Source organism: Aquibium pacificum, from assembly GCF_040839445.1.
GTDB classification, from domain to species: domain Bacteria; phylum Pseudomonadota; class Alphaproteobacteria; order Rhizobiales; family Rhizobiaceae; genus Aquibium; species Aquibium pacificus.
Genome location: NZ_JBDPGJ010000002.1, coordinates 492535 through 514912 on the forward strand (window position 1 = coordinate 492535; position 22378 = coordinate 514912).

The 22378-nt window shown below is 65.3% G+C and carries 19 protein-coding genes; 12 read left to right on the forward strand and 7 right to left on the reverse strand.

The annotated features are described in order from the left end of the window. Positions 1-14 precede the first annotated feature (14 nt). From ABGN05_RS08710 to cysG, 4 genes are read left to right on the forward strand one after another with little or no spacing between them, the layout of a single operon-like run. Complete coding sequence (locus ABGN05_RS08710; protein WP_367953617.1) at positions 15-863, forward strand: formate/nitrite transporter family protein; 849 nt, start codon at positions 15-17, stop codon at positions 861-863. A gap of 54 nt (positions 864-917) precedes the next feature. Next, positions 918-2654: a bifunctional protein-serine/threonine kinase/phosphatase gene (locus ABGN05_RS08715; RefSeq protein ID WP_367953618.1), complete on the forward strand. Its 1737-nt coding sequence runs from the start codon at positions 918-920 to the stop codon at positions 2652-2654. A 25-nt stretch (positions 2655-2679) separates the two neighbouring features. Continuing rightward, positions 2680-3120 (forward strand): cyanase, encoded by a 441-nt coding sequence (gene cynS / locus ABGN05_RS08720; RefSeq protein ID WP_444876171.1) that lies wholly within the window; start codon positions 2680-2682, stop codon positions 3118-3120. Between the two features lie 49 nt (positions 3121-3169). After that, positions 3170-4636 carry a siroheme synthase CysG gene (gene cysG, locus ABGN05_RS08725; RefSeq protein ID WP_367954349.1) on the forward strand — a complete coding sequence of 489 codons (1467 nt, stop codon included), beginning with the start codon at positions 3170-3172 and terminating at the stop codon, positions 4634-4636. A gap of 307 nt (positions 4637-4943) precedes the next feature. Here cysG and ABGN05_RS08730 read toward each other — a convergent pair whose 3' ends face one another. The 5 genes from ABGN05_RS08730 to ABGN05_RS08750 form a co-directional block, all read right to left on the reverse strand. Next, positions 4944-6200 carry a serine hydrolase domain-containing protein gene (locus ABGN05_RS08730; RefSeq protein WP_367953620.1) on the reverse strand — a complete coding sequence of 419 codons (1257 nt, stop codon included), beginning with the start codon at positions 6198-6200 and terminating at the stop codon, positions 4944-4946. 84 nt (positions 6201-6284) lie between these two features. Continuing rightward, positions 6285-8291, reverse strand: coding sequence for a TRAP transporter permease (locus tag ABGN05_RS08735; RefSeq protein ID WP_367953621.1), 2007 nt, complete (start codon positions 8289-8291; stop codon positions 6285-6287). A 45-nt stretch (positions 8292-8336) separates the two neighbouring features. Then, a complete protein-coding gene (locus ABGN05_RS08740; RefSeq protein ID WP_367953622.1) occupies positions 8337-9494 on the reverse strand; it encodes a TAXI family TRAP transporter solute-binding subunit in 1158 nt (385 codons plus the stop codon). 309 nt (positions 9495-9803) lie between these two features. Continuing rightward, complete coding sequence (locus tag ABGN05_RS08745; protein ID WP_367953623.1) at positions 9804-10640, reverse strand: IclR family transcriptional regulator; 837 nt, start codon at positions 10638-10640, stop codon at positions 9804-9806. After that, positions 10637-11848 carry a CaiB/BaiF CoA transferase family protein gene (locus ABGN05_RS08750; protein WP_367953624.1) on the reverse strand — a complete coding sequence of 404 codons (1212 nt, stop codon included), beginning with the start codon at positions 11846-11848 and terminating at the stop codon, positions 10637-10639. Before ABGN05_RS08750 ends, ABGN05_RS08745 begins: the two co-directional genes overlap by 4 nt. Positions 11849-12076: 228 nt before the next feature. Between ABGN05_RS08750 and ABGN05_RS08755 the strand changes: the two genes are divergently transcribed. Beyond that, the gene (locus ABGN05_RS08755) at positions 12077-12892 is read left to right on the forward strand and encodes an oxepin-CoA hydrolase, alternative type (RefSeq protein WP_367953625.1); all 816 of its coding nucleotides are present in this window, start codon (positions 12077-12079) and stop codon (positions 12890-12892) included. 150 nt (positions 12893-13042) lie between these two features. Here the strand turns inward: ABGN05_RS08755 and ABGN05_RS08760 are convergent, their stop codons facing one another. After that, entirely contained in the window at positions 13043-13351 is a 309-nt protein-coding gene (locus ABGN05_RS08760; RefSeq protein ID WP_367953626.1) for a DUF1244 domain-containing protein, read from the reverse strand. Then, complete coding sequence (locus tag ABGN05_RS08765; RefSeq protein ID WP_367953627.1) at positions 13344-14159, reverse strand: N-formylglutamate amidohydrolase; 816 nt, start codon at positions 14157-14159, stop codon at positions 13344-13346. Before ABGN05_RS08765 ends, ABGN05_RS08760 begins: the two co-directional genes overlap by 8 nt. Before the next feature lie 164 nt (positions 14160-14323). Between ABGN05_RS08765 and ABGN05_RS08770 the strand changes: the two genes are divergently transcribed. From ABGN05_RS08770 to ABGN05_RS08800, 7 genes are all read left to right on the forward strand, one after another. Further along, on the forward strand, positions 14324-14878 hold the full coding sequence (locus tag ABGN05_RS08770; RefSeq protein ID WP_373695923.1) for a DUF1036 domain-containing protein: 555 nt from the start codon (positions 14324-14326) through the stop codon (positions 14876-14878). After that, complete coding sequence (pyk, locus tag ABGN05_RS08775; protein ID WP_367953628.1) at positions 14875-16311, forward strand: pyruvate kinase; 1437 nt, start codon at positions 14875-14877, stop codon at positions 16309-16311. Before ABGN05_RS08770 ends, pyk begins: the two co-directional genes overlap by 4 nt. A gap of 474 nt (positions 16312-16785) precedes the next feature. Beyond that, positions 16786-17766 (forward strand): ABC transporter substrate-binding protein, encoded by a 981-nt coding sequence (locus ABGN05_RS08780; RefSeq protein WP_367953629.1) that lies wholly within the window; start codon positions 16786-16788, stop codon positions 17764-17766. A gap of 59 nt (positions 17767-17825) precedes the next feature. Further along, positions 17826-18698: an ABC transporter ATP-binding protein gene (locus ABGN05_RS08785; protein WP_367953630.1), complete on the forward strand. Its 873-nt coding sequence runs from the start codon at positions 17826-17828 to the stop codon at positions 18696-18698. Position 18699: 1 nt separating this feature from the next. Then, positions 18700-19461, forward strand: a complete 762-nt coding sequence (locus tag ABGN05_RS08790; protein WP_367953631.1) for an ABC transporter permease — start codon at positions 18700-18702, stop codon at positions 19459-19461. A 3-nt stretch (positions 19462-19464) separates the two neighbouring features. Further along, entirely contained in the window at positions 19465-20289 is an 825-nt protein-coding gene (locus ABGN05_RS08795) for an ABC transporter permease (protein WP_367953632.1), read from the forward strand. A 27-nt stretch (positions 20290-20316) separates the two neighbouring features. Beyond that, positions 20317-22374 carry a hydantoinase/oxoprolinase family protein gene (locus ABGN05_RS08800; RefSeq protein WP_367953633.1) on the forward strand — a complete coding sequence of 686 codons (2058 nt, stop codon included), beginning with the start codon at positions 20317-20319 and terminating at the stop codon, positions 22372-22374. Positions 22375-22378 lie beyond the last annotated feature (4 nt).

Below are 22378 nucleotides of genomic sequence, written 5' to 3' on the forward strand. Positions count from 1 at the left end.
AGAAAGGACCATCCATGTCTTACATCGTGCCTCAGGAATTCGCGTCGAAGATGATCGACGCGGGAGAATCGAAGGTCTTCATGTCCACCAAGGACACGTTGATCCGGGCCTACATGGCCGGCGCCATCCTGGCGCTCGCCGCCGCATTTGCCGTCACCATCACCGTCAATACCGGGCAGCCCCTGATCGGCGCCCTGTTGTTCCCGGTCGGCTTCTGCATGCTCTACCTGCTGGGGTTCGATCTGCTCACAGGCGTCTTCACTCTGGTGCCGCTGGCGCTGATCGCCAAGCGCCCTGGCGTCACCCTCGGCGGTGTGCTGCGCAACTGGGGCCTGGTCTTCATCGGCAACTTCGCTGGCGCCATGACCACCGCCGTCTTCATGGCGATCATCTTCACGATGGGTTTCAGCCATGCGCCCGACGCGGTGGGGGAGAAGATCGGCCACATCGGCGAGGCGCGTACGCTCGGTTACGCCGCCGCCGGAGCCTCGGGCATGCTCACCCTCTTCATCCGCGCCGTGATGTGCAACTGGATGGTCTCGACGGGGGTCGTCGCGGCAATGATGTCGACGTCGGTTTCCGGCAAGGTGATCGGAATGTGGATGCCGATCCTGATATTCTTCTATCTCGGTTTCGAGCACTCCATCGTGAACATGTTCCTGTTCCCCTCCGGCATCATGCTCGGTGGCCAGTTCACCTGGGCCGACTATTTCCTCTGGAACGAGATCCCCACCGTGATCGGCAATCTCGTCGGCGGCGTCACCTTCGTCGGCGCCATGATCTATGCCACCCACTACAAGACCTCGCCGCAGCGGGCACGCCCATCCGACCTGCGTGGCGGCATCCCGGTCGCCGCCGAGTAAGCCGGGAGCGCGGTCCCGCCTTCTGAGCGGGACCGCATCCTGCCGGAGAAGCCGATGCTCCAGGACCTTAACCGTCAAAAACTCGCAGTTACGATCGGCCAGCATTCCGCCGCCGGGCGAAAGACGCTGAACCAGGATTTTCACGGCGCGCTGGTTCCGGTCGGCGCGGCACTCGCCCTGAAAGGCGTGGCGCTCGCGCTGGCCGATGGGATCTCATCGAGCCCCGTCGCCCATGTGGCCGCCGAAACGGCGGTCAAGAGCTTCCTGGACGACTATTACTGCACGTCCGATACGTGGACGGTGAAGATCGCCGCAAGCCGTGTGATCGAAGCCGTGAATTCATGGTTGAACGCCCAGAACGGCGGGACATCCGATCGCAATCGCGGCTATCTCACGACCTTCAGCGCGCTCGTCCTGAAGGGCCGCCAGGCGCATGTGTTTCACATCGGCGATAGCCGCGTGTGGCGGTTCGGCGGCGGTGGCCTCGAGCAGATTACGAACGATCACCGCGTCGAAATCTCCGCGGAGGAAAGCTATCTCGCCCGTGCGCTCGGCGCAGCCGCTTCCGTCGAGATCGACTACAGCCGGTTCGACATCGAGGCCGGCGACGTCTTCGTGCTGACGACGGACGGTGTTCACGACCATGTCCCGCCGCGCGCGATCGCGGCACGCATCGCCGAAGCCTCCGACCTCGACGAGGCGGCCCGCGACCTCGTCGCGCTTGCCCTGTCCCACGGCAGTGCCGACAACCTCACCATCCAGATCGTGCGCATCGACGCCCTGCCGCCGGCCGATGCGGCTACGGCGCTCGGCGAAAGCGAAACGCTGCCACCGGCGGCCCTGCCGCAGCCGCCTTGCGATTTCGAAGGCTATCGCATCGTTCGCGCGCTCCACGCGAGCAGCCGCAGCCATATCTTTCTCGCGACCGACCTGAGGAACGGAGATCGTGTCGCTCTCAAGGTTCCCTCGATCGACCTGCGGGACGACCCGGACTACCTGCGCCGCTTCGCCATGGAGGAATGGATCGCCCGCCGCATCTCCTCGCCGCATGTCGTCAGTCCGGCGCCGGCGCCCCATGAGCGGAAAAGCCTCTACATCGTTACCGAATTCATCGAGGGACAGACCCTCCGTCAGTGGATGGCCGACAATCCTTCGCCCGGCCTCGAGGCGGTGCGCGGTGTCGTCGAGCAGATCGCGCGGGGCCTGCGCGCGTTTCACCGCAAGGAAATGCTGCATCAGGACCTGCGACCCGAGAACGTGATGATCGACGGCGAGGGCACGGTGAAGATCATCGACCTCGGGTCGGTGCGTGTCGCGGGCGTCCTGGAAGCGATGCCGGACCTCGACGACGGAGAGATGCTCGGTACCGTCCAGTATTCCGCGCCCGAATATTTTCTCGGCCAGGGCGGCAGCGAGCGCTCCGATCTCTTCTCGCTCGGCGTGATCGCCTATGAAATGCTGACGGGACGGCTGCCCTACGGCGCCCGCGTGGCGCGCGCGCGTACCGCCCGCGCCCAAGCGAAGCTCTCATACGTCCCGGCTGCCTCGTTCGATCCGCGCGTACCGGACTGGGTCGACGGGGCGCTGCGCAAGGCCGTGCATCCGTCGCCGCTGCGCCGTCACGAAGCGCTGAGCGAATTTCTCGCCGACCTGCGTACGCCCAACCCGGCCTTCCGGACCCGTTCGGTACCGCTCGCCGAGCGGGACCCCGTCGCCTTCTGGAAAGGGGTCTCGGCGTTGCTCACGCTCGTGATCCTCCTACTCGCCTACCTGCTGCTCGAACCCCGCTGAACCGATGGAGACACCTTTGGAAATGATGACCCGCGAAGATGTGACTGCCATGATCCTGTCGGCCAAGCGGCAGGCCGGGCTGACTTGGGAGGGGATTGCGGCGTCGATCGGCATGTCGCCGGTCTGGACCCATTCGGCCGCGATGGGCATGAACGCCATGCCCGCCGAAAAGGCGGTCGCGATGGTGGATGCGCTCGGCCTGCCCCAGGAGGCGGCGCTGGTGCTTCAGGAAAGCCCGACCAAGGTGTGGCAGCAGGCCGTTCCGACAGATCCCTGCATCTACCGTCTCTACGAAATCGTCGGCGTCTACGGCCCGACCATCAAGGCGCTGATCCACGAGAAGTTCGGCGACGGAATCATGTCGGCGATCGATTTCGACATGTCTGTGACGCGCGTCGCTCATCCCAAGGGCGACCGCGTCAAGGTCGAGATGTCCGGCAAGTACCTCGCCTACAACGCCTGGTGAGGCGGGCGTTCCGATGAACACGGGTCCTCAGGAATCGGGAGCATCGTCGATGCAGGTCGTGTCGAGACTCCCGAGTGAAACTGCACCGGCGCGCATTCGGCCGCTCGCCGTACTCCCCGTCTTTCTCGATCTGGCGGGCAAGCGCGCGATCGTGGCCGGCGGGTCGGAGGGCGCCGCCTGGAAGGCCGAATTGCTCGCCGCGGCAGGCGCCCGCGTAGAGATATTTGCGTCGACGCCGGACCTGTCGGACGAAATGCGGCGCATCGTGGGCCGCGAGAGCGCGGTCGTCCTGCGCGAACGGAAGTGGCGCCCGGCCGACCTGACCGGTGCGGCGGTCGCCCTCGCAGATGCTGGCGACGAGGCCGAAGCCGCAGCCTTCGAGGCCGCAGCGCGCACTGCCGGAGCTGCCTGCAACGTCATCGACAGGCCTGCTTTCTGCCATTTCCAGTTCGGTTGCATCGTCAACCGCTCTCCGGTCGTGGTCGGCATTTCGACGACGGGCGCCGCACCGATCCTCGGCCAAGCGATCCGCCGTCGCATCGAAACCCTGCTGCCGCCGGCACTGGCGCAATGGGCCGCGCTGGCGCGCGATCTGCGGGCTCAAGTCGCCGAAACGCTCACCGCCGGAGCGCGGCGCCGCGCGTTCTGGGAAAGCCTGGCCGACCGCGCCTTCGGACCGGCCCCGACCGACGCCGCGGAGGCCGAACTGCGCGAGGCGGCGGTGGTCGGGCCAAGCGGAGGGCCGCGCGGACATGTCACCTTCGTCGGGGCAGGCCCGGGAGACGGCGAACTCCTGACGCTGAAGGCGGTGCGCGCCCTGCAGGCCGCCGACGTGATCCTGTTCGACGATCTGGTTTCCGACGACGTGCTCGAACTGGCGCGACGCGAGGCCAAGCGCATCCTGGTCGGCAAGCGCGCTGGGCGGCCGAGCTGCAAACAGGACGAGATCAACCACATGATGGTGAGTCTGGCAAAGGCCGGCCGCCGTGTCGTGCGGCTCAAGTCCGGCGACCCGATGATCTTCGGCCGAGCGGGCGAGGAGATCGAGGCTCTGTTGCGCGAAGATATCAGCTACGATGTCGTTCCGGGCATCACGGCCGGCCTCGCCATGGCCGCGGCGCTGGGCGTTTCGCTGACGCATCGCGACGGAGCCAGGTCGGTGCGTTTCGTCACCGGTCACTCGAAACGCGGCGGCCTTCCGGAGGATCTGGACTGGCGGTCCATTGCGGACCCGAGCGCGACGACGATCTTCTACATGGGAGGGCGCACGGCCGGCGAGATCGCGGCTCGCCTCATCGCGCACGGCATGGCGCGAAGCACACCGGTCGTCATTGCCGCGGATGTCGGCCGCGCCGGTCAGGAACTGCTCACCGGCTGCCTTTCGATGCTGGCGGATCTTCCTGCGGGGCCCGCCAGTTCGAACCCGGTCCTGATCGGGATCGGTAACGTGTTTGGCGCATGCATCAAGGGTGTGCCTCTGCACCAAGCCGCAGGACGCTCGACCGGGTCGACTTGAACGGGCCGGCATCTGGCGCCTTGCTCCCGTTCGACGAGCGACCAAAGAACGGTCGATGAGCCCACCCCGCACGTTGCGAATTGTCTTCCCGCAATGCCGACAACCCTCGGCATGCGAACGGGGTGCCGCTTTTCGTTCATCGGGACTATGGGCACGGTTCCCCGAGGCAGATCGACGAGCGTCGGGGAGTTCAAGCGTCTCTTGCCTGTCGAATGCAGAGTTGACGCGACATTGATCGTCACCAAGAACCTGGCCGATGGCGCACCCCACGGCAGGAATGCGCCATCAGGACCCGGGTCCTTGCGCCTTAGTCGTTTCGTTCCTCGATCGAGCCATAGACCATGTTGCGGATGATCCCCCGCAGGAGCATGGCGTTCTTCGGGGACTGAACCATGTACACGAGGAACATGTCTTCGTGCGGATCGCCGACCATGTACGTTCCGGCCGCTCCGCCCCAGAAGAAGTCGCCGACGTTGCCCATCAGTCCCGAGGCACCGTCCCGGGTTCGGACCGCGACGCCGAGCCCGAAGCCGTAGCCGTCGCCCGGAAGGTAGTACTTCCCTCGACCAATCTCACCGAGTTGGTCGGTCAGCATGTAGTCGACGGTCATCGGCGAAAGGATGCGGACGCCGTCGAGCTCGCCCCGGTTCATCAGCATCTGCATGAACCGCGCGTAGTCGCGCACGTTCGATACGAGGCCGCCTCCGCCGGTCTCGAACTTGCGCGTTTCCCGCGGATCGAAGACCGGGATGTTGCCGATCATGCGATCATCGTCCTTCGGCTCGGCGATGAGCGCATGGTCCTGCGGATCGGCGACATGGAAGCCGGTGTGGGTCATGCCGAGCGGTTCGAACACGCGGGCCTTCATGGCTTCGCCGAGCGACCTGCCGTCGATCACTTCGATCAGGGCGCCGAGCACGTCCGTCGCGCGGCTATACTCCCAGGCGGTACCGGGCTGATGTTCGAGCGGCAGGGTACCCAGGATCTCGGAGAGTTCGCGGTTGGTGTATCGGCCGTCACCCGGGTTCTTCTCCTTGAGGACCTCGCGCGCGGGGCCGGTGCCGAAGAAGCCGTAGGTCAGGCCCGCCGTATGGCGCATCAGGTCGAGCACTGTGATGGGCCGCTTGGCCGGCTCGGTCTGCACCGTTCCGTCCGCCGCACGTCCGGTGGCGACAGCCATCTCCTTGAACTCGGGCAGGTACTTGTGCAGCGGCGCGGCAAGGTCCAGCTTGCCTTCCTCCACCAGGGCGAGTGCGACCACCGACGTGATCGGCTTGGTCATCGAATAGATGCGGAATATCGTGTCCTCGGTCATCGGTTCGCCGCCGGAGCTGCGTTTGCCGAGCGCCGAGAGATGCGCGATCTGGCCGTGGCGCGCGACCAGCACCACCGCGCCGGGAAAATCGCCGGCGCCGATCCTCTCCTGGAACACGGCGTCGACGCGGTCCAGGTGTTCGGCGGAAAGCCCTACGCTTGCGGGGTCCGCGCGTGGCAGTTCCTCGGTGAACGCAGGCGGCGCCATGATCATGGCAGCGCCCAGCGCGAGATATCGTATCATTTTCATGCTAGTTCCTCCCTCTGTGAATTGGATTCCGGTCGGGCCGTCCTCGACCGCGTCATGGCTCCCAATCGCGTCGTGCCACCACGGTCATCTGACCCTGGCTGCGATGCCTGCCTGCCTGACGGGCCGGTTCTGCCACCACGTGACGGCAATCGGCGGCAGCGCGAGCACGACCCCCACCAGCGAAAGTTCGATAGTGCCGAGGCCGTAGGGGCCGGGAACCGGGGCGGCGACGATGAAGCCGGCGGCTGCGAGCAACACGCGGGTCAGTATCGCGGCGGGACCGGAGCCCATCGGCCCGACGAAGGCCAGATAGCTCTGCATCGCCGAGCCCACGAACCAGATGCCCAGCACGGCCGACGCGACCGCGACCGCCACCTCCTGCGGCGCGCCCTGACCGATCAGGGCCGGGTTGAGCACGAAGAAGAACGGCACGACATAGATCACCACGCCGAGCCGGGTGGCTTCCCATCCTGTCTGGATGGGCGATGCGCGAGCCAGTGTCGCCGCGGCGAAGGCGCCCAGCGCCACCGGCGGCGTGATGAAGCTGACCATGCCCCAGTAGAGGATGAACAGGTGGACGGCGAGCTGATTGAGGCCGGCCTGGACGAGGGCGGGGGCCAGCACGATCGCCAGGAAGATGTAGCAGGCGGTTACCGTCATCCCCATGCCGAAGATGAAGGAGGTGATCGCTCCCATGATCAGGAGCGCCGGAATGGAGTTGCCGGCCAGATGCACGAGTTCGGTCGCGAGTGGCCCGGTGAGGCCGGTGGCCTGGAACGCTCCCACGATCATCCCGATTCCGAGCAGGATCGCGACGATTTCGGCAAGTGTCCGCCCCACCGACGCAATCATGTCAATGAAACGGCCTGCGGTGAACCTGTCGCCTCTCCTGAGCTGGTTGACTGCGAGCAACAGGGCGACGGCGTAGAACGGGGCGGTCGTTTCCCACCGGAACGCCATCATCAGGAAGATGAGCAGCGCGAAGACGAAGACGTAGATCCATCCATCGCGCATCGTGGCGCGGAAGCTCGGCATCTCCTCCTTCGGAAGTCCTGCAAGGCCGCGGCGGGCGGCATAGGCGTCGATCTGCACGAAGAGACCGAAATAGTAGAGCGCTGAGGGAATGACGGCGGCCAGAACGATCTCGGAATAGGGAACGCCCAGCCAGGAGGCCATGACGAAGGCGGTGGCTCCCATGATCGGCGGCATCAGCACGGCGCCCGTCGATGCGCAGGCTTCCGTGGCCGCGGCGTAGCGCGGCGAGAACCCGCTCTTTTTCATCGCCGGGATGGAAACGGCGCCCGTGGTCAGCACGTTCGAGATCACGGATCCCGACATCGATCCCATGAAGCCGGAGGCGAAGATCGACATCTTTGCCGCCCCGCCGCGATATTGCCCGACCAGCGCCATCGCCAAGTCGTTGAAGAAGCGCCCGCCGCCGGTGTGCTGGAGCACGGCTCCGAAAAGGATGAAGCCGATGACGAGGTTGCCGAAGGCCTGCATCGGAATGCCGAAAGATGCCTCGGCGGAGATCATGAAGAAGGGGATGACGTCGCTGAAGGGCTGCGTGAATCCGCTCAGGGGATCAGGCACCTTCTCCGCGAAGGTCGGATACAAGGAGAATGCGAGCACGATCAGGAAAAGCGTCAGTCCGCCGGCCCGTCGCGTGGCCTCCAGGATGAGCAGGTAGAACGCGATCGAGACCCAGACCGCCGTCTGCGGCGGCGCATACTCCCAGCCGTAGTCGAGGCTAACGCTCGACGTTGCCGCGAAGTAGCCCGCCACGGCGAGAGAGGCGCCCGCGAGCGCCCAGTCGTACCAGGGTACGTGTGGCGACGCGCCGGCGCGGATTCTGAACGACAGGAACGCGATCGCCAGGAAGATGCCGGCGAGGACGTAGAGATACATCCCCTCCAGCATGGTATAGCCGCCCACCCGGAGGTTGAAGAGCTGGTGGATGGCGACGGCGATGGCGATGGCCGTCGCGGCCGCAACGAACCAGCGTGCGGTGCCCGTGGAGATCGTACCTTCGGCCTCCGTTCCGGTCGCGGTGCTGGCGTCGCGGTCCGGGAGGCTCCGCCCCTCGTTCATCTTCGACCTCCCGGGACCGTTGGGCGCCATCCCCGGCCATCGGCCTCAGAAGGCGACCTCGAACCCGCCCGCCTTGAGCGCCTCGCGCCGCCTTGCCGGCCAGGCTTCGCCCCAGTCTGCCGGCTTTTCGTTCTTCAACTCGTCCCACGCTTTCGCAAGCGTCTCCTGGCGCGCGAGCAGGCTGTCGTTGTGCGCCTGCGCCGCGTCGGTCCACACGCCGGCCTCCTTGTAGTAGCGGATGGCACCCTCGTGGAACGGGATCACCCAGTCGAATTTCTGGTACTCGAGGGCCCACCCGTCGATGCCGGGCGCCTTGCCCGAATAGTCGGGAAGCAGTTCGAACATCGCCTTCGTCATGTTGTACATGAGATCGGGATCGCCGCTGTCGAGGCCGACGAGGATGGGGTAAGCGAACGCCGCCATGTCGCGGCCCTCGGTGCCGTCAAGCAGGCCGCCCACCGTTGCGTGAACCTGGATGTAGTAAGGCGCGACCGACAGGAGCCTCTCGAAGGCCGCATCGTCGGCGGGGTCGAACTGCGGCCAGGCCAGCCCGCGCGGGCTCGCGGCGGCCTCGTAGACCTGGCCTGCATTGGTGGCCGAGAAGGCGGCGTCCACCGTTCCCTCGACCATTCCTTTCCACGCTTGGCCGAACCCGCCGAACTCGACCATCTCGACGTCGTCCCAGGTCAGCCCTCCATAGGCCAGCCAGGCGGCGGTGTTGGTGTTGAGGGCAGGCGCGCCCTTGATCGAGGCGACCCGAAGCCCCTTCAGGTCGCCGAAGGTGAAGCCCTCGCAATCCGCCTTGCCGATCCTGTCGCACGCCTCGCGTGCCACGCCGACCGACATGGCGACGCCGCCGCCGGTATTGGCGGCAAGGACGCGGATCTTCTGCGGCCCCCAATCCTCGCGTCCGAACGCGAGAACGCCTTCCTGTGCCAGGTAGACGCCGATGCCGTTCGCCGAAAGCTGGACCTTGCCCTGCCGCAGCGGCTCCATCCGGGCGACATCGTTGTCCGCCGGCAGGATACGAAGATCCACTCCGGCTCTCTCCTTGAGCGCTGCGCCGATCGCGACGGCCTGGTTGTAGCCGGCGGAACCGGTTCCGTAGGCAGTCCATACGAGCTGGTCAGGTAGTTTGAAATCAGCAGCGGCGGCCGCAGACGTGGCGAGGCCCGCCATGACAGCGAGTGTTGCGATACGCATGTCCATTTCCTCCCGTGGACGACCGATTGTTCGGCCACCCGAGGACGATTGCACAACGCAACGTCAGCTTCAAGGACTATTTCATAATCCATATGTAATGCATGATATGCGTTCAAAATAATGAAACACTCACGAGAGGCGGCGAATCACAACCCGGCGCGCGCCCCTGGCTTCGGTGCCGAACGAGGCAAGGTCGCACATGAGTGTGGCTCGACTGGCGAGCTGGCGGGGGTGGTGATCGTCGGCCGGTGCTCGGGCGGCCGTGTCCGGCATCGGCAGCTGGATCGTTGTGTTCCGTCGCCTCGAAGCCTACCGCCGCAGAACGAAGACGCCGGAATGCCGAATGGAATCCGCCGCCTGGGCCAGGCGGGGGCCGAGATCGTTTTCGAAGTAGTCTGAGACGGCCCTGTAGAGCGGCAGGGCACACGCGATCGCTACCGAAAGTCCGTCCTCTGTCCGTCCCAGCGGGGCAGCGGCGGCGACGATGCTCGACCGCCAGTCGCCATAGGAAACGCAGAAGCCGTCGCGACGGCAGCGTTCGATCGCCGCTTGGCATTTCTCCTCGAAGGTCGAGTACTCCTCGAAATGGAGATCCTTCAGTTCGGTCAGCTTGTCGGCCAGTTCCCGGTCCGAAAGCGTGGAGAGCAGGGCCCAGCCCAGCCCCGACCGGTGGAGTGGGCCGGTCTGGCCGATATCGGGGATGTAGGGCCATCCCGGCGGACTTCCGGCGGTCTGTATGTGCACGAAGGAATCTCCCGACATCACACCGAGGGAGGCATTTCCGGAACACATCTCCGCCAGTTCCCGCATCGGCAGGATGACGTCGTGCCGCCAGGGCATCGCCGAGAGAACGGGATAGTTGAGTGCCAGGAGCTTCGGCGCCAGGCGGAATGCCCCCTTCGCATCGCGCCGGAGGTAGCCCAGATGGACCAGCGTCTTGCACAGCCGCGAGACGGTCGGCCGGTTGAGCCCCACGCGCCGCGCGATCTCGGAATTGCCGAGCGCGGGGTTGCTGGCGTCGAAGCACTGCAGGATCTCGATGCCGCGGATCAGAGTCGAGGACAGTGAGGGGTCCTGTGCATCGCCGCTCTCCTCTCGGACCAGCACGTTTGCCGGCTTCCCGGTGATGGCCCCCACCTTCGTCATATGACGCCTTTTGCCTTGTACCCCTCGATTTCATCCGCATCGAGGCCGACGACCTCTCTATAGATATATTCATTGTCGGCAGCCAGACGCTTTGCCGACCATCGTATCTTGCCCGGTTGGCGCTTGAAGCGCGGTACCAGTCCCTGCATGCGCACCTGCCCGAAATCCTCGTCCTCGACCGAAACGATGGCTTCGCGCGCCTTGAACTGTGGGTCCTCGAAAATCTGGTCTATCGAGTAAATCGGCGCAAGCGTGCCGTTGGTGGCGCGGAAGGCGTCCACCGCTTCCTCCTGTGTGTGGCTGGCGATCCAGCCTCCGAAGATGCGGTCGAGATCATCGGCGTGCGCGACGCGCGAAGCGTTGTCGCAGAAGCGGGGGTCGTCGATGAGATCCGGTCGGCCGATGGCCCTGGCGTTGTTGGCAAAGGTCCGCGCGGTGCTGCCTGCGATCGTGACGTAGCGCTTGTCGGCCGTCAGGAACACGTCGGAGGGCGCGGAATAGAGGTTGCGGTTTCCGCTGCGCGTGCGGACGTAGCCCAGCTGGTCGTACTCGATCGCGAGCACCTCGATGATCCGGAAGAGCGCTTCCGTCAGGGCAAGATCGATCTCCTCGCCGCGTTCGCGCTCGCTCTGCGCCACCCGCCACAGCGCCGCCATTATGGCGAAGGCGCCGAACAGTCCTCCGATCGGATCGCCGATGGGGTAGCCGGTGTGCATCGGCGGGCGATCCTCGCTGCCCGAGATCGCGGTGAGGCCGCCCATCGCTTCGAAGATGCGGGCCAGTCCCGACATCTCCCGGGATGGTCCGTCCTGGCCGAAACCGCTCAGGCGCAGCACCACGAGGCGCGGATTGGCCGCCCAGAGCGTTTCGACGTCGAGCCCCCAGCGCTCCAGCGTACCGGGCCGGAAATTCTCGATGACGACGTCGCTCCTGGCAACCATGCGCAGGAAGAGCTCCTTGCCTTCGGCTTTGCGCAGATCGAGGGTACCGAAGTACTTGCCCCTGTTCGTCACCTTCCACCAAAGGGACTTGCCGTCGCGAAACGGAGGAAAGCCGCGCAGTCCGTCACCGACGCCGGGGAGTTCGAGCTTGACGACATGAGCCCCGAAATCCGCAAGCAGGGTCGCCGCAAGGGGACCGGCGATGATCGTGGCGATGTCCAGCACGCGCAGCCCCTTCAACGGGCCGGCTCCGCTCGTCTCGTTCATGGCCTCTCCTCCAGTCCGAAATTCCTATACCATCGAGTTTCATTATTTCAAACTATCAATCATTTATGTGCTGTTTTTCGACACTCGATCGTGGGAGGATGCGGCAACGATGAAAATCCTCCCTCAACGGGAGATCAGATGTGAGATTGGGGAGTTGAAGGATGGTACACGGCACCGCGCGTCGAACCAGTCGGACCAGGCCGGTGCGCCGCTTGTCGGGAGGATCGAATGTCCAGGCGTGATGTCGGCGAAACGAGGATCCTGGCGGAACGGCGCGGCGCGGTCCTGGTGCTCACGCTCGACGGTCCCGGCAGCCGGAACTCGATCGGACCGGACGTCTACGATGCGGTACAGGCGCAGGTCATCAAGGCCGGAGCTGATCCGCATACCCGTGCCGTCGTCCTGACGGGCAGCGGCGGCTTTTTTTCGGCCGGCGGCAACGTCAATGCGCTGAAGGAGAGCGCGAGCGGCACCCTGGCCGACGCAACCGCCAGGACCGACAGACTGAACGCGATGATCATGGCCGTCGTGAAATGCCCGGTGCCGGTACTCGCGGCCGTCGAGGGAGGAGCGGCGGGAGCGGGTCTTTCGCTGGCGCTTGCTTGCGACATGATCGTCGCCTCCGCTAATGCCCGGTTCGCCGTGGCTCAGGTCCGCGTCGGCCTGTCTCCCGACGGCGGCGCGACATCCTTCCTCAGCTCCGCCCTGCCACGTCAGCTCGTGATGGAGATGTGTCTGCTCGGCGCGCCCGTTTCCGCCGAGCGGCTCGCCGGCCTCGGGCTGGTCAATGTCCTGTCACCCGAAGGTGGAGCGCTCGAGGCAGCGCTCGATCTCGCCACGCGTCTCGCCGAAGGCCCGCCGCAGGCGATCCGGACCATCAAGACACTCGTTCGGTCCGCTGCGACCGTCGACCTTGCGTCGCAACTGGACAACGAAGCGCGCGCCATCAATCTGGCGCGCTTTTCAGCCGAGGCGGCCGAGGGACTTTCGGCCTTCCTGGAAAAGCGTCCGGCCCGCTTCGGACCGGCCGATGGCGGAGCCTAGGAACTGCGAACCAGCACACCGGCGGATGTCCGCCGGTCGAGCCACACAGGCAGATCATGGGCAGGACGCGATCGACGCAACGCCCTTCGGACCTTGATGACGATCACGGTTGAAGCGCGGAGCGTTTTGATGACGGCGCGCTCTTGCGCCTCAATGGTCCTTCGGCCGGTTCTGCTCGAATGCTGCCTTTTTCTCCGGCGTTGCGTCGGTCTGGTGCTTCTCCTGCCACTCCGCATAGGGCATGCCGTAGACGATCTCGCGCGACTCTTCCTTCGACAACTCGATGCCTTCGGCATTCGCCGCGTCGCGGTACCAGTTCGAAAGGCAGTTGCGGCAGAAGCCCGCCAGGTTCATCAGGTCGATGTTCTGGACGTCAGCGCGGTTTCTCAGGTGCTCGACGAGCGTCCGAAAGGCCGCCGCTTCGAAGTCGCGCTGCTGTTCCGATGTGAGCTCAGCCATTTGATCCTCCTGGAACTGGCCCGGTCCGCGAGCCGAAGAACTTTACGTCGTGGATATCGGGCCGGGCGTTGATGCCGTCAAGGATTGGCGCCAGCCGGTCGGCCCATTCCTCCGCGCCCGCTTCGCTCGCGATGAGGTCCTGCCTGATCTCGATCAGCACGTGCGGATATCCGTTGACGATCGCATGCTTGTACATCGTGTCGCCGCGCAGCGCGCCGTCATAGGGCTCGTTGTCGCCAACCACGAGCATCGGGTCCGCCGAGAGCGCCTCCAGCAGCGGCGTCACGGCGCGATCGTCCTTGTCCCACAGGAGCCCGACATGCCACGGCCGCGCGACCCCCTGCATCGTCGGCGTGAAGGAATGGATCGAGACGACGAGCGGAGCCCTGCCGGATTGCGATGCAATGGACGAGATCATCGATCCGATCGCGTCGTGATAGGGCCGGTAGAAGAGGTCGAGCCGCTTCTGCCGCTCCTGCGGCGACATCGGGTAGTTCGCCGGGATGACCGTGCCGTCGTAGAGCTGGCGGATGAGGGTGGGATCGTCCTCGCCGCGATTCGGATCGATCAGCAGGCGGGAGAAGCCGCACAGCAGGGCGGGCGCATCCAGCTGGCGCGCCAGCGAGCGGCTGACTGCCTCCACGCCGATGTCGTAGGCGATGTGGCGCTCGAATTCGCGCGCCGGTAGCCCGAGATCGCCATACTCGTCGGGAAGCACGTTGCGCGCATGGTCGGCGAGGATCACGACGCCCCGCCCGCGATCCCCCTCGACGATCAGGAACGGAGAAAGGGCTGCGGTTCGTGTCATCCGGTGATTTTCGCGCGGTCTGGAGTTTCGTATGGTGGGTCTGCCGCCATCCATCCACGGCGGGGCGAAAGACGCAATGCCGTGCTTTGGACAATCTTCTGGCGAATGTCGAGTTGCAGTTGTGCGGCTAACCGATTGAATGGCCCGGTTCGGCGCGCGTTGACATCGGACCGCGCATTTCCGAAAAGGAGTTACGAAGCATGGTTCGTCCAGGGGCAAGGGGCACGCGCATGGCATTGCCGGCTGTTGGAGGTATTGCTCGCCTCGCATCGGCTTCGGCCACGGTGACCGCAGCTTTCGCGGCCCTGATGATGACGTCGGGATCGGCACGCGCCGACTTCCGTGTCTGCAACGCGACGCAGGGCCTGGTTGGCGTGTCGATCGGCTATCGAGCGGCAGGCGGATGGATCACCGAAGGGTGGTGGCATGTCGAAGGTTCCACCTGCAAGACCCTGATCGAGGGACCTCTCTCGTCGCGCTACTACTATCTCTATGCCGAAGATGCCGAACGCGGCGGTCGCTGGGATGGTCCGATCAACATGTGCGTCGCCGACAAGGAATTCAAGATTGTCGGGGTGCGCGACTGCATTCCGCGCGGGTTCCAGCGCGCCGGTTTCCAGGAATACGATACCGGCGAACAGGCGAGCTGGATGGTCCAGCTGACCGACGATCCCGCGCCTGACGGGACGGCCGCCGTAACCGGGGCGGGTACTCAATGAGGCGCAACCGCAAGGTTCGTATTCTGGCGACGCTGGGACCTGCATCGTCCGACGAGGCGATGATCCGCAAGCTCCACGAAGCGGGCGCCGATGTCTTCCGCATCAACATGAGCCATGCCGACCACGACCTGATGCGGACGCTCGTCGGGCGCATCCGCTCCATAGAGCGGGCGGTCGGACGGCCGATCGGCATCCTCGCCGACCTCCAGGGGCCGAAGCTGCGCGTCGGGACCTTTGCCGAGGGCTCCGTTCCGCTCGACGTCGGCCAGACCTTCACCTTCGACGACGATCGCGCGCCGGGCGATGCCACCCGCGTCCACCTCCCGCATCCGGAGATCCTCGTATCCGTGAAGCCGGGCGACCGGCTGCTCATCGACGACGGAAAGCTCCAGTTGAAGGCCGTGAAGACGAACGGCAAGTCGATCGAGGCCGTCGTGGTGGCGGGCACGAAGATTTCGGACAAGAAGGGCGTCAGCCTTCCGGACACCGACCTGCCGCTCGGGGCTCTGACCGAGAAGGACCGGCGCGACCTCGACGCCGTTCTGCAGGCCGAGGTGGACTGGGTCGCGCTGTCTTTCATCCAGCGTCCCGAGGATCTCGCCGAGGTGCGCAAGATTGCGCGCGGACGCGCGGCCATCCTGTCCAAGATCGAGAAGCCGCAGGCCGTCGCGCGGCTCGCCGAGATCATCGAACTGTCCGACGCGCTGATGGTGGCGCGCGGCGACCTGGGCGTCGAGATGCCGCTCGAGGCGGTGCCCGGCATCCAGAAGCAGATAACCCGCGCCTGCCGGCGCGCCGGCAAGCCGGTCGTGGTCGCCACGCAGATGCTGGAATCGATGATCACCGCCCCCGTACCGACGCGCGCCGAAGTCTCGGACGTGTCGATCGCCGTCTTCGAGGGCGCCGACGCGATCATGCTGTCGGCCGAATCGGCGGCCGGCCAGTATCCGGTCGAGGCGGTGTCCATGATGAACGCGATTGCGGTGCAGGTGGAAAAGGACCCCACCTACCCGGGCATCATCAACGCACAGCGCTCCGAGCCGGAAGCGACGGGCGCGGACGCAATATCGCTCGCCGCGCGCCAGATCGCGGAAACGCTCAGGCTCTCGGCCATCGTTACCTACACTGCCTCGGGCACCACTGGCCTGCGTGCCGCGCGCGAGCGACCGCGCGTGCCCATCATCGCGCTTTCGCCCGTCGTGGAGACCGCCCGCCGTCTTTCGCTCGTGTGGGGCCTGCACTGCGTCGTCACGCCAGATGCGAGCGATCTCGACGACATGGTTGACCGCGCCTGCCGCATCGCTTTCGCTGAAGGCTTCGGCCGGGCGGGCGACCGCATCATCGTCACCGCCGGCGTGCCGTTGCGCACGCCCGGCGCCACGAACCTGCTCCGGATCGCCTATATCGGCTCGGACGGAACGAACGGTATCTGAACCAGCGCCGGATTTCGCCTGGGAAGGGATCGAGATGAGGGCACCGCGTCGGAAAGCCGCTGCGGAGGCGCTGCTGCGCCCGAAACGGCAACCACTGCCCGGAAGAGGCCGATCGACGGTGATCGCAGCCGCGTCGGAGTTGCCGCTGGCGATCTGGGATTTCAATCGCTTGGCACCTCGGAATCGCTCGAACTGAAGCTGCGCTGCAGCCAGAACTGGGCGATGGACTTCGTTCATAGCCAGTTGGAACTCCCTTTTTCCGACCGACGACATGCCGAGCGTAAAACTCTCCACTCGGCGAGTGGTGGCAGCTTTGCCCTTATGTCCATCTCAAAGCCTAAAGGCTATGACTGCCGATAGGGTGAAGACCGGTTGCTCGGCCGAAGCCATGGTGAAACAGTCGGGTTGCGCTGGCGGGAGGTAGCTGTCGTCGGCTCAAGATCCGGTAGAGGTCCGGCTTTAGGGAGGAATACGATGAAATTGACCAGACGAGTGGCCGTGGCCGCATTTCTCGCGCTCGGAACGGGCCTGCCGTTCTCCGGCAGTTCGATGGCGCAGGAACTGGATAAATTGCGCGTCGGAAAATCGGTGACGAGTTCCCTCGCGTTTTCCGCGCTCCAGGTCGGCGAAGCGGCCGGCATCTGGGAAAAGGTCGGACTCGATATAGAATTCTTCGCCTTCGCGGGCGATGCCAAGATGCAGCAGGCCTTCGCCGCCGGTGAACTCGACGTGGGTCTCGGCTCGGGTCCGAGCATGGCCTACGCCGCCAAGGGCGTGCCGATCAAGACCGTGGCGACGCTCGCCGGTCCGCCGCGTAACATGGCGCTCGTGGTCGGAGCTAAGTCCGACCTCAACGCGATCGACGATCTCAAGGGCCAACGCGTCGGCGTGACCACGGCAGGCTCGCTGACGGCCTGGATCGTCGATGAGCTCAACCGCCAGAAGGGCTGGGAAGGTGACGACCGGCTCCAGCCGGTGGCGATGGGCGAGATGCGCACGCGCCTCGCCGCGATGGAATCGGGCGAGTTGCCCGCCAGCGTCACGTCAACAGTACAGGGCTACGACCTGGAAGACCGGGGAATGGCGCGCGTGCTGGTCGACTTCGGTGACCTCGTCCCGCATTTCCACACACACGTGATCTTCGCACGCGACGAGGTGATCGAAGACCGCCCCGAGGTCATCGAGAAGTTCCTGAAGGGCTGGTTCATGACCGTCCAGCACATGAAGGACAACAAGGAGAGCTCGATCAAGGTCTCCGCGGCGGAGATGAAGGTCAGCGAGCACATCGTCGCGAAAGTCTTCGATACCGAGATGGGCATGATGTCCGTGGACGGGACGTTCGATCCGGACGCGATCGACGTCCTCAAGAAGTCCTACGTCGAACTCGGCATTCTCGACTACGAGCCCGAGATTTCCGAACTCTACACCGACCAATTCATCCCGGTGAAGTTCTGACACGGCGCGCGCGGCCGGCCGGTCCGGCCGCGCTCCTTCCCTCGAAGACAGGAAACACGATGAACGCGCCCGCATTCCGCGCCGCGACGGACGGATCCTCGTCCCCGGTCGTCATATCGGTCAAGAACGTCAGCAAGCGCTTCGGCGAGGCCAAGTCGAACCAGTCGGTCCTTGCGCTCGACAACGTGTCTCTGGACATCCGCAAGGGCGAGTTCGTCTGCCTGCTCGGCCCCTCCGGCTGCGGCAAGAGCACGCTCCTCAACATCATCGGTGGGCTGATGGATGCCAGTTCGGGTAGCGCGCGGATCGACGGGCGCGAGATCAAGGGCCCGACGCCCGACGCCATTTCCTTCGTGTTCCAGGAGAGCACGCTGTTCCCCTGGTACACCATCGTCGAGAACTTCAACATCGCGCTGAAATTCCAGGGCGTGCCGCAGTCGGAGTGGTCCGACCGCACGATGAAGGCGCTGAAGTCGGTCGGCATGGCGACCTTCGCGAACCATTATCCCAACCAGCTGTCGGTCGGCATGCGCCAGCGCGTCAACATGGCCCGCGGCATCGCGCTCAAGACCGACGTGCTCTTGATGGACGAGCCCTTCGCCGCGCTTGACGAACAGACCCGCATGGTGCTGGGCGAGGACCTCTCGACCCTGCTGGCCGAAACCGGCAAGACCATCGTTTTCGTCACCCACAGCCTCGCCGAAGCAGTCTTCCTGTCGGACCGCATCATCGTCATGACCGCCCGACCGGGGCGCATCAAGACGGTCGTGGAGGTCGGCGAGCCGCATCCTCGATCCCCCGACTTCATGCTGGAGCCGCGCTTCAGCGAGTTGCGCAACGAGCTCTATGCCTTGCTGAGGGACGAGATTCGCGCGGCGACCGCCGCCATGCGCGATCCCGTGTCGGCGCCGGTCTCGCTGCACGGAGGCTGACATGAACGGGAAGGAAGGCAACACGCTCGCGACGCGCGCGATCCAAGTCGGGTTCCTCGTCGCCGTCGGCCTTGTCTGGTGGGCGCTGGCCGCCAACCGAATGGTGACGCCGCTGTTCCTGCCTCACCCGGAGGCGGTGTGGCGGGCCTTTGCGAGGCTGGTTTCCGGCGGGCAGTTCTGGTCGGCGGTCGGGGTGACGCTGACCTCCATCGTCCAGGCCTACGGCATCGCCGTCGTCTCGGGTCTCGCCGTCGGCTATCTCGTCAGCCGGTCGCGCTATTCCACCAGGCTGTTCGAGCCGCTGATCGCCGCATGCTTCGCCGTGCCGATCACCCTTTTCTTCCCGATCTTCATCCTGGTGTTCGGCATCGGGCCCGCATCGAAGGTCGCCTATGGGGCGGTCTACGGCTTCTTTCCCGTCGCGCTGAACACCATCGCGGGCTTTTCCGGCGTCGGCGCCCACTACGTCAAGGCGGCACGGTCGATGGGGGCCTCGCGCTCGCAGATGTTTCGCCACGTCCTGTTGCCGGCGGCCTTTCCGGTCGTGGTAACCGGGCTTCGCATCAGCTTCTTCATCTGCTTCGCGTCGGTCCTCGGCGGCGAGGCGATCTCCTCTGCGTCGGGTGTCGGCAACAACATCGCCCATGCGGCCGAACTGATGGAGCCAGCGCGGATGTTCGCCTGGATCGTCTTCGTGATCGTCACTGCGATCATCCTCAACATGGTTGTCTCGCACGTCGAGAGCCGGGGCCGGGAGCACTAGGCGATGTCGATTGCGGACAACACCACGATGAGTCGCCACGGCGGGTCGCCGCTGCAGCGCGCCAGCGCCTTCTTCGGCGGTCCCCGAGGGATCGTGTGGGCCCGGCTGTCGCTCATAGTCCTGGCGGCGGTCGTGCTGGAGCTCTATGCGCGGCTGCTTGCCAACCCGACCTTCTTCCCGCCGCTGACGGAAGTCGCGCAGAGCCTGTTCGACACCGTCCTGGCCGATGCGAAGATCCGCACCGCCGTCCTGAACGCGATCTGGCAGATCACGATCGCCTACGGGCTGTCGATCGCGGTGGGGCTGGCGCTGGGGCTCGCCGTTGGCTGGACCAGTTTCGGCCGCCGGTCGACCTTCCCGATCATTCTGCTCCTCTACGCCATCCCGCAGGTCGTCCTTCTGCCGCTGTTCGTGCTCGTCTTCGGCCTCGGAGCAGGGTCCAAGATCGCGTTCGGCTTTAGCCACGGCGTGTTTCCGATCCTGGTCAACGTCGTCGCCGGAATGCGCAACGTCAACCAGCTCTACATCCGCGGCGCCCAGTCGATGGGTGCCAGCCGGATCGACCTGTTCCGGCACGTGATCTTCCCGCACATGGTGCCGAGCTTCTTTGCCGGTCTGCGGCTCGGCATGACCATGACGCTGCTGGGGGTCATCCTGGCGGAACTCTACGTCTCGACCCAGGGGATCGGCTACTACACCAAGGTCTTCGCGGAGACGATGGATCCCGCCCCCCTCTATGCGATCATCTTCCTGCTGGCCGTGATCGCCATCACCTTCAACGAAATCGTCCGCATCGCAGAACGACGCTTCACGCGCTGGAAGGCGTAGGCGCGGCTCTTCGGGAGAATCATCGACATGAACATAGTAGGTACCGACATCGGTGGAACCTTCACCGACCTGGTTGGGTGCGTCGACGGGAAGATCGTCACGTCCAAGACGTCGACCGTTCCCGCCGACCCGACCGAAGGCGTCGCGACGAGCCTCAGGCTTGCCGGCTGCGACATGAAGAATCTTTCGGAGGTGCTGCACGGATCCACCATAGCTATCAACACGGTGCTCGAGCTCAAGGGCGCGCGTACCGCGCTGATCACGACGCGCGGGTTCCGCGATGTTTATGCCATCGGCCGCGGCAACCGCATCGAGGCGTTCAACCTGTTCTTCCACAGGCCGAAACCGCTGATACCGCGCGAGTTCCGCTACGAGATCGACGAGCGGATCAACGCCGCCGGCGAGGTGCTGACGCCGCTCGACGTGAGTTCGCTTACGGCAATCCTCGACGACTTCCGCGCCAACGGCATCCAGGCCGTCGCGGTGTGTCTGCTGCACGCCTATGCCAATCCCGATCACGAGCGCCGCGTCGGGGAGATCCTGCGAAAGGCGAGGCCTGACCTGTTCGTGACGCTCTCGCACGAGATCCTCCGCGAGTACCGCGAATACGAGCGGACCTCCACGACCGCGTTGAACGCCTTCATCGGTCCCCGGGTGAAAGCCTACCTCGGAAAGCTGGAAAGCCATCTGCGCGGGGTCGATTTCGAAGGCAAGGTCCACATCATGCGCTCCAATGGCGGCGTGATGTCCATCAACCTCGCCCAGGGGCAGCCCGTCTCGATGATGGAATCGGGACCTGTCGCCGGCATGATCGGTGCCGGGCGCCTGGCGACGCTGCTCGGTTACGACCGGTGCATCGGCTTCGACATGGGAGGAACCACCGCGAAGTCGAGCCTCATCACCAACGGTGCTCCCGCGATCGAGGATGGATACGTCATCGGCGACCACGCCAGCGGCCAGCCGATGCAACTGCCCGTCGTCGACATCGTCGAAGTCGGCGCCGGCGGCGGATCGATCGCATGGATCGACGAGGGCGGCGGCGCGCATGTCGGCCCCCAGAGCGCCGGAGCCGATCCCGGCCCGGCCTGCTACGGCAAGGGCAATGCCGATCCGGTGGTCACCGACGCCAATCTCGTTCTCGGGCGCATCAACGCGAAGCGCTTCCTCAACGGCGGCATGCCCCTGGACGTTGAGGCGTCCCGTCGCGCCATCCGGGAGAAAATTGCCGGCCCCCTCGGTCTGTCGGTGGAGGAAGCGGCGCTCGGTATCATCCGCATCGCTGACAGCGCCATGTCGCTGTCGGTCCGCGCCGTCTCGGTCAACAAGGGGGTCGATCCGCGCGACACGGCCATGATCGCCTTCGGCGGCGGCGGACCTCTTCACGCCAGCTCGATCGCGCGCGAGATCTTCATCCCGACCGTCGTCATCCCGAAGCTGCCTGGGACGTTCTCGGCCCTCGGCATGCTGATGGCCTCATGGCGGCAGGATTTCGTCAGGACGCTGATCGGGCGCCTCGGCACGCTCGATCTAGACACGGTGCGCACGGTCTACGAGGAACTCGAAGAGGCGGGCCGGGCGCATCTCGCGGCCGACGGCATCGCGCTCGGCTCCGCGCGCTTCGAATTCTTTGCCGACCTTCGCTATGTCGGCCAGGAACACGCCATCCCCATACCGATCGAGCATCCGGACGATCTGACCGACGGCCATGCCGCACTGAAGGCGGCGTTCGACGTCGAGCACGACCAGCGCTACGGCCAGTCAGCCCCCGACGAATCCATGGAAGTCGTTAACCTCCGGCTCATCGTGACATCCGACCGGGCGGACACGCTCGCGGAGCGCTGGCTCGGCGAGCCTTGGCAGACAGAAGCCGAACGCGACGACACGACCCGCCCGGTGATTTTCGACGACGCCTCGAAACCGCTCGACGCACGCATCGTCTGGCGGCCGGCGCTCAGGCCCGGCGACGTCGTCGAGGGACCTGCCGTGATCGAGGAGCAGAATTCGACGACGCTGGTCGCGCCCGGCGACCACGTCACGGTGGCCGACACCGGCCACCTGATCATCCGCATCGGACTTTCCCACTGAGGCC

Excerpts from the sequence above, each read along its gene's own strand:
- ABGN05_RS08800 (WP_367953633.1), top strand. The coding sequence starts at position 20,317 with ATGAACATAGTAGGTACCGACATCGGTGGAACCTTCACCGACCTGGTT.
- ABGN05_RS08715 (WP_367953618.1), top strand. The coding sequence starts at position 918 with ATGCTCCAGGACCTTAACCGTCAAAAACTCGCAGTTACGATCGGCCAG.
- ABGN05_RS08785 (WP_367953630.1), top strand. The coding sequence starts at position 17,826 with ATGAACGCGCCCGCATTCCGCGCCGCGACGGACGGATCCTCGTCCCCG.
- ABGN05_RS08760 (WP_367953626.1), bottom strand. The coding sequence starts at position 13,351 with ATGGCTGAGCTCACATCGGAACAGCAGCGCGACTTCGAAGCGGCGGCC.
- ABGN05_RS08795 (WP_367953632.1), top strand. The coding sequence starts at position 19,465 with ATGTCGATTGCGGACAACACCACGATGAGTCGCCACGGCGGGTCGCCG.
- ABGN05_RS08710 (WP_367953617.1), top strand. The coding sequence starts at position 15 with ATGTCTTACATCGTGCCTCAGGAATTCGCGTCGAAGATGATCGACGCG.
- ABGN05_RS08790 (WP_367953631.1), top strand. The coding sequence starts at position 18,700 with ATGAACGGGAAGGAAGGCAACACGCTCGCGACGCGCGCGATCCAAGTC.
- ABGN05_RS08730 (WP_367953620.1), bottom strand. The coding sequence starts at position 6,200 with ATGAAAATGATACGATATCTCGCGCTGGGCGCTGCCATGATCATGGCG.
- cysG (WP_367954349.1), top strand. The coding sequence starts at position 3,170 with ATGCAGGTCGTGTCGAGACTCCCGAGTGAAACTGCACCGGCGCGCATT.
- pyk (WP_367953628.1), top strand. The coding sequence starts at position 14,875 with ATGAGGCGCAACCGCAAGGTTCGTATTCTGGCGACGCTGGGACCTGCA.
- cynS (WP_444876171.1), top strand. The coding sequence starts at position 2,680 with ATGACCCGCGAAGATGTGACTGCCATGATCCTGTCGGCCAAGCGGCAG.
- ABGN05_RS08735 (WP_367953621.1), bottom strand. The coding sequence starts at position 8,291 with ATGAACGAGGGGCGGAGCCTCCCGGACCGCGACGCCAGCACCGCGACC.
- ABGN05_RS08740 (WP_367953622.1), bottom strand. The coding sequence starts at position 9,494 with ATGCGTATCGCAACACTCGCTGTCATGGCGGGCCTCGCCACGTCTGCG.
- ABGN05_RS08780 (WP_367953629.1), top strand. The coding sequence starts at position 16,786 with ATGAAATTGACCAGACGAGTGGCCGTGGCCGCATTTCTCGCGCTCGGA.
- ABGN05_RS08745 (WP_367953623.1), bottom strand. The coding sequence starts at position 10,640 with ATGACGAAGGTGGGGGCCATCACCGGGAAGCCGGCAAACGTGCTGGTC.
- ABGN05_RS08755 (WP_367953625.1), top strand. The coding sequence starts at position 12,077 with ATGTCCAGGCGTGATGTCGGCGAAACGAGGATCCTGGCGGAACGGCGC.
- ABGN05_RS08765 (WP_367953627.1), bottom strand. The coding sequence starts at position 14,159 with ATGACACGAACCGCAGCCCTTTCTCCGTTCCTGATCGTCGAGGGGGAT.
- ABGN05_RS08750 (WP_367953624.1), bottom strand. The coding sequence starts at position 11,848 with ATGAACGAGACGAGCGGAGCCGGCCCGTTGAAGGGGCTGCGCGTGCTG.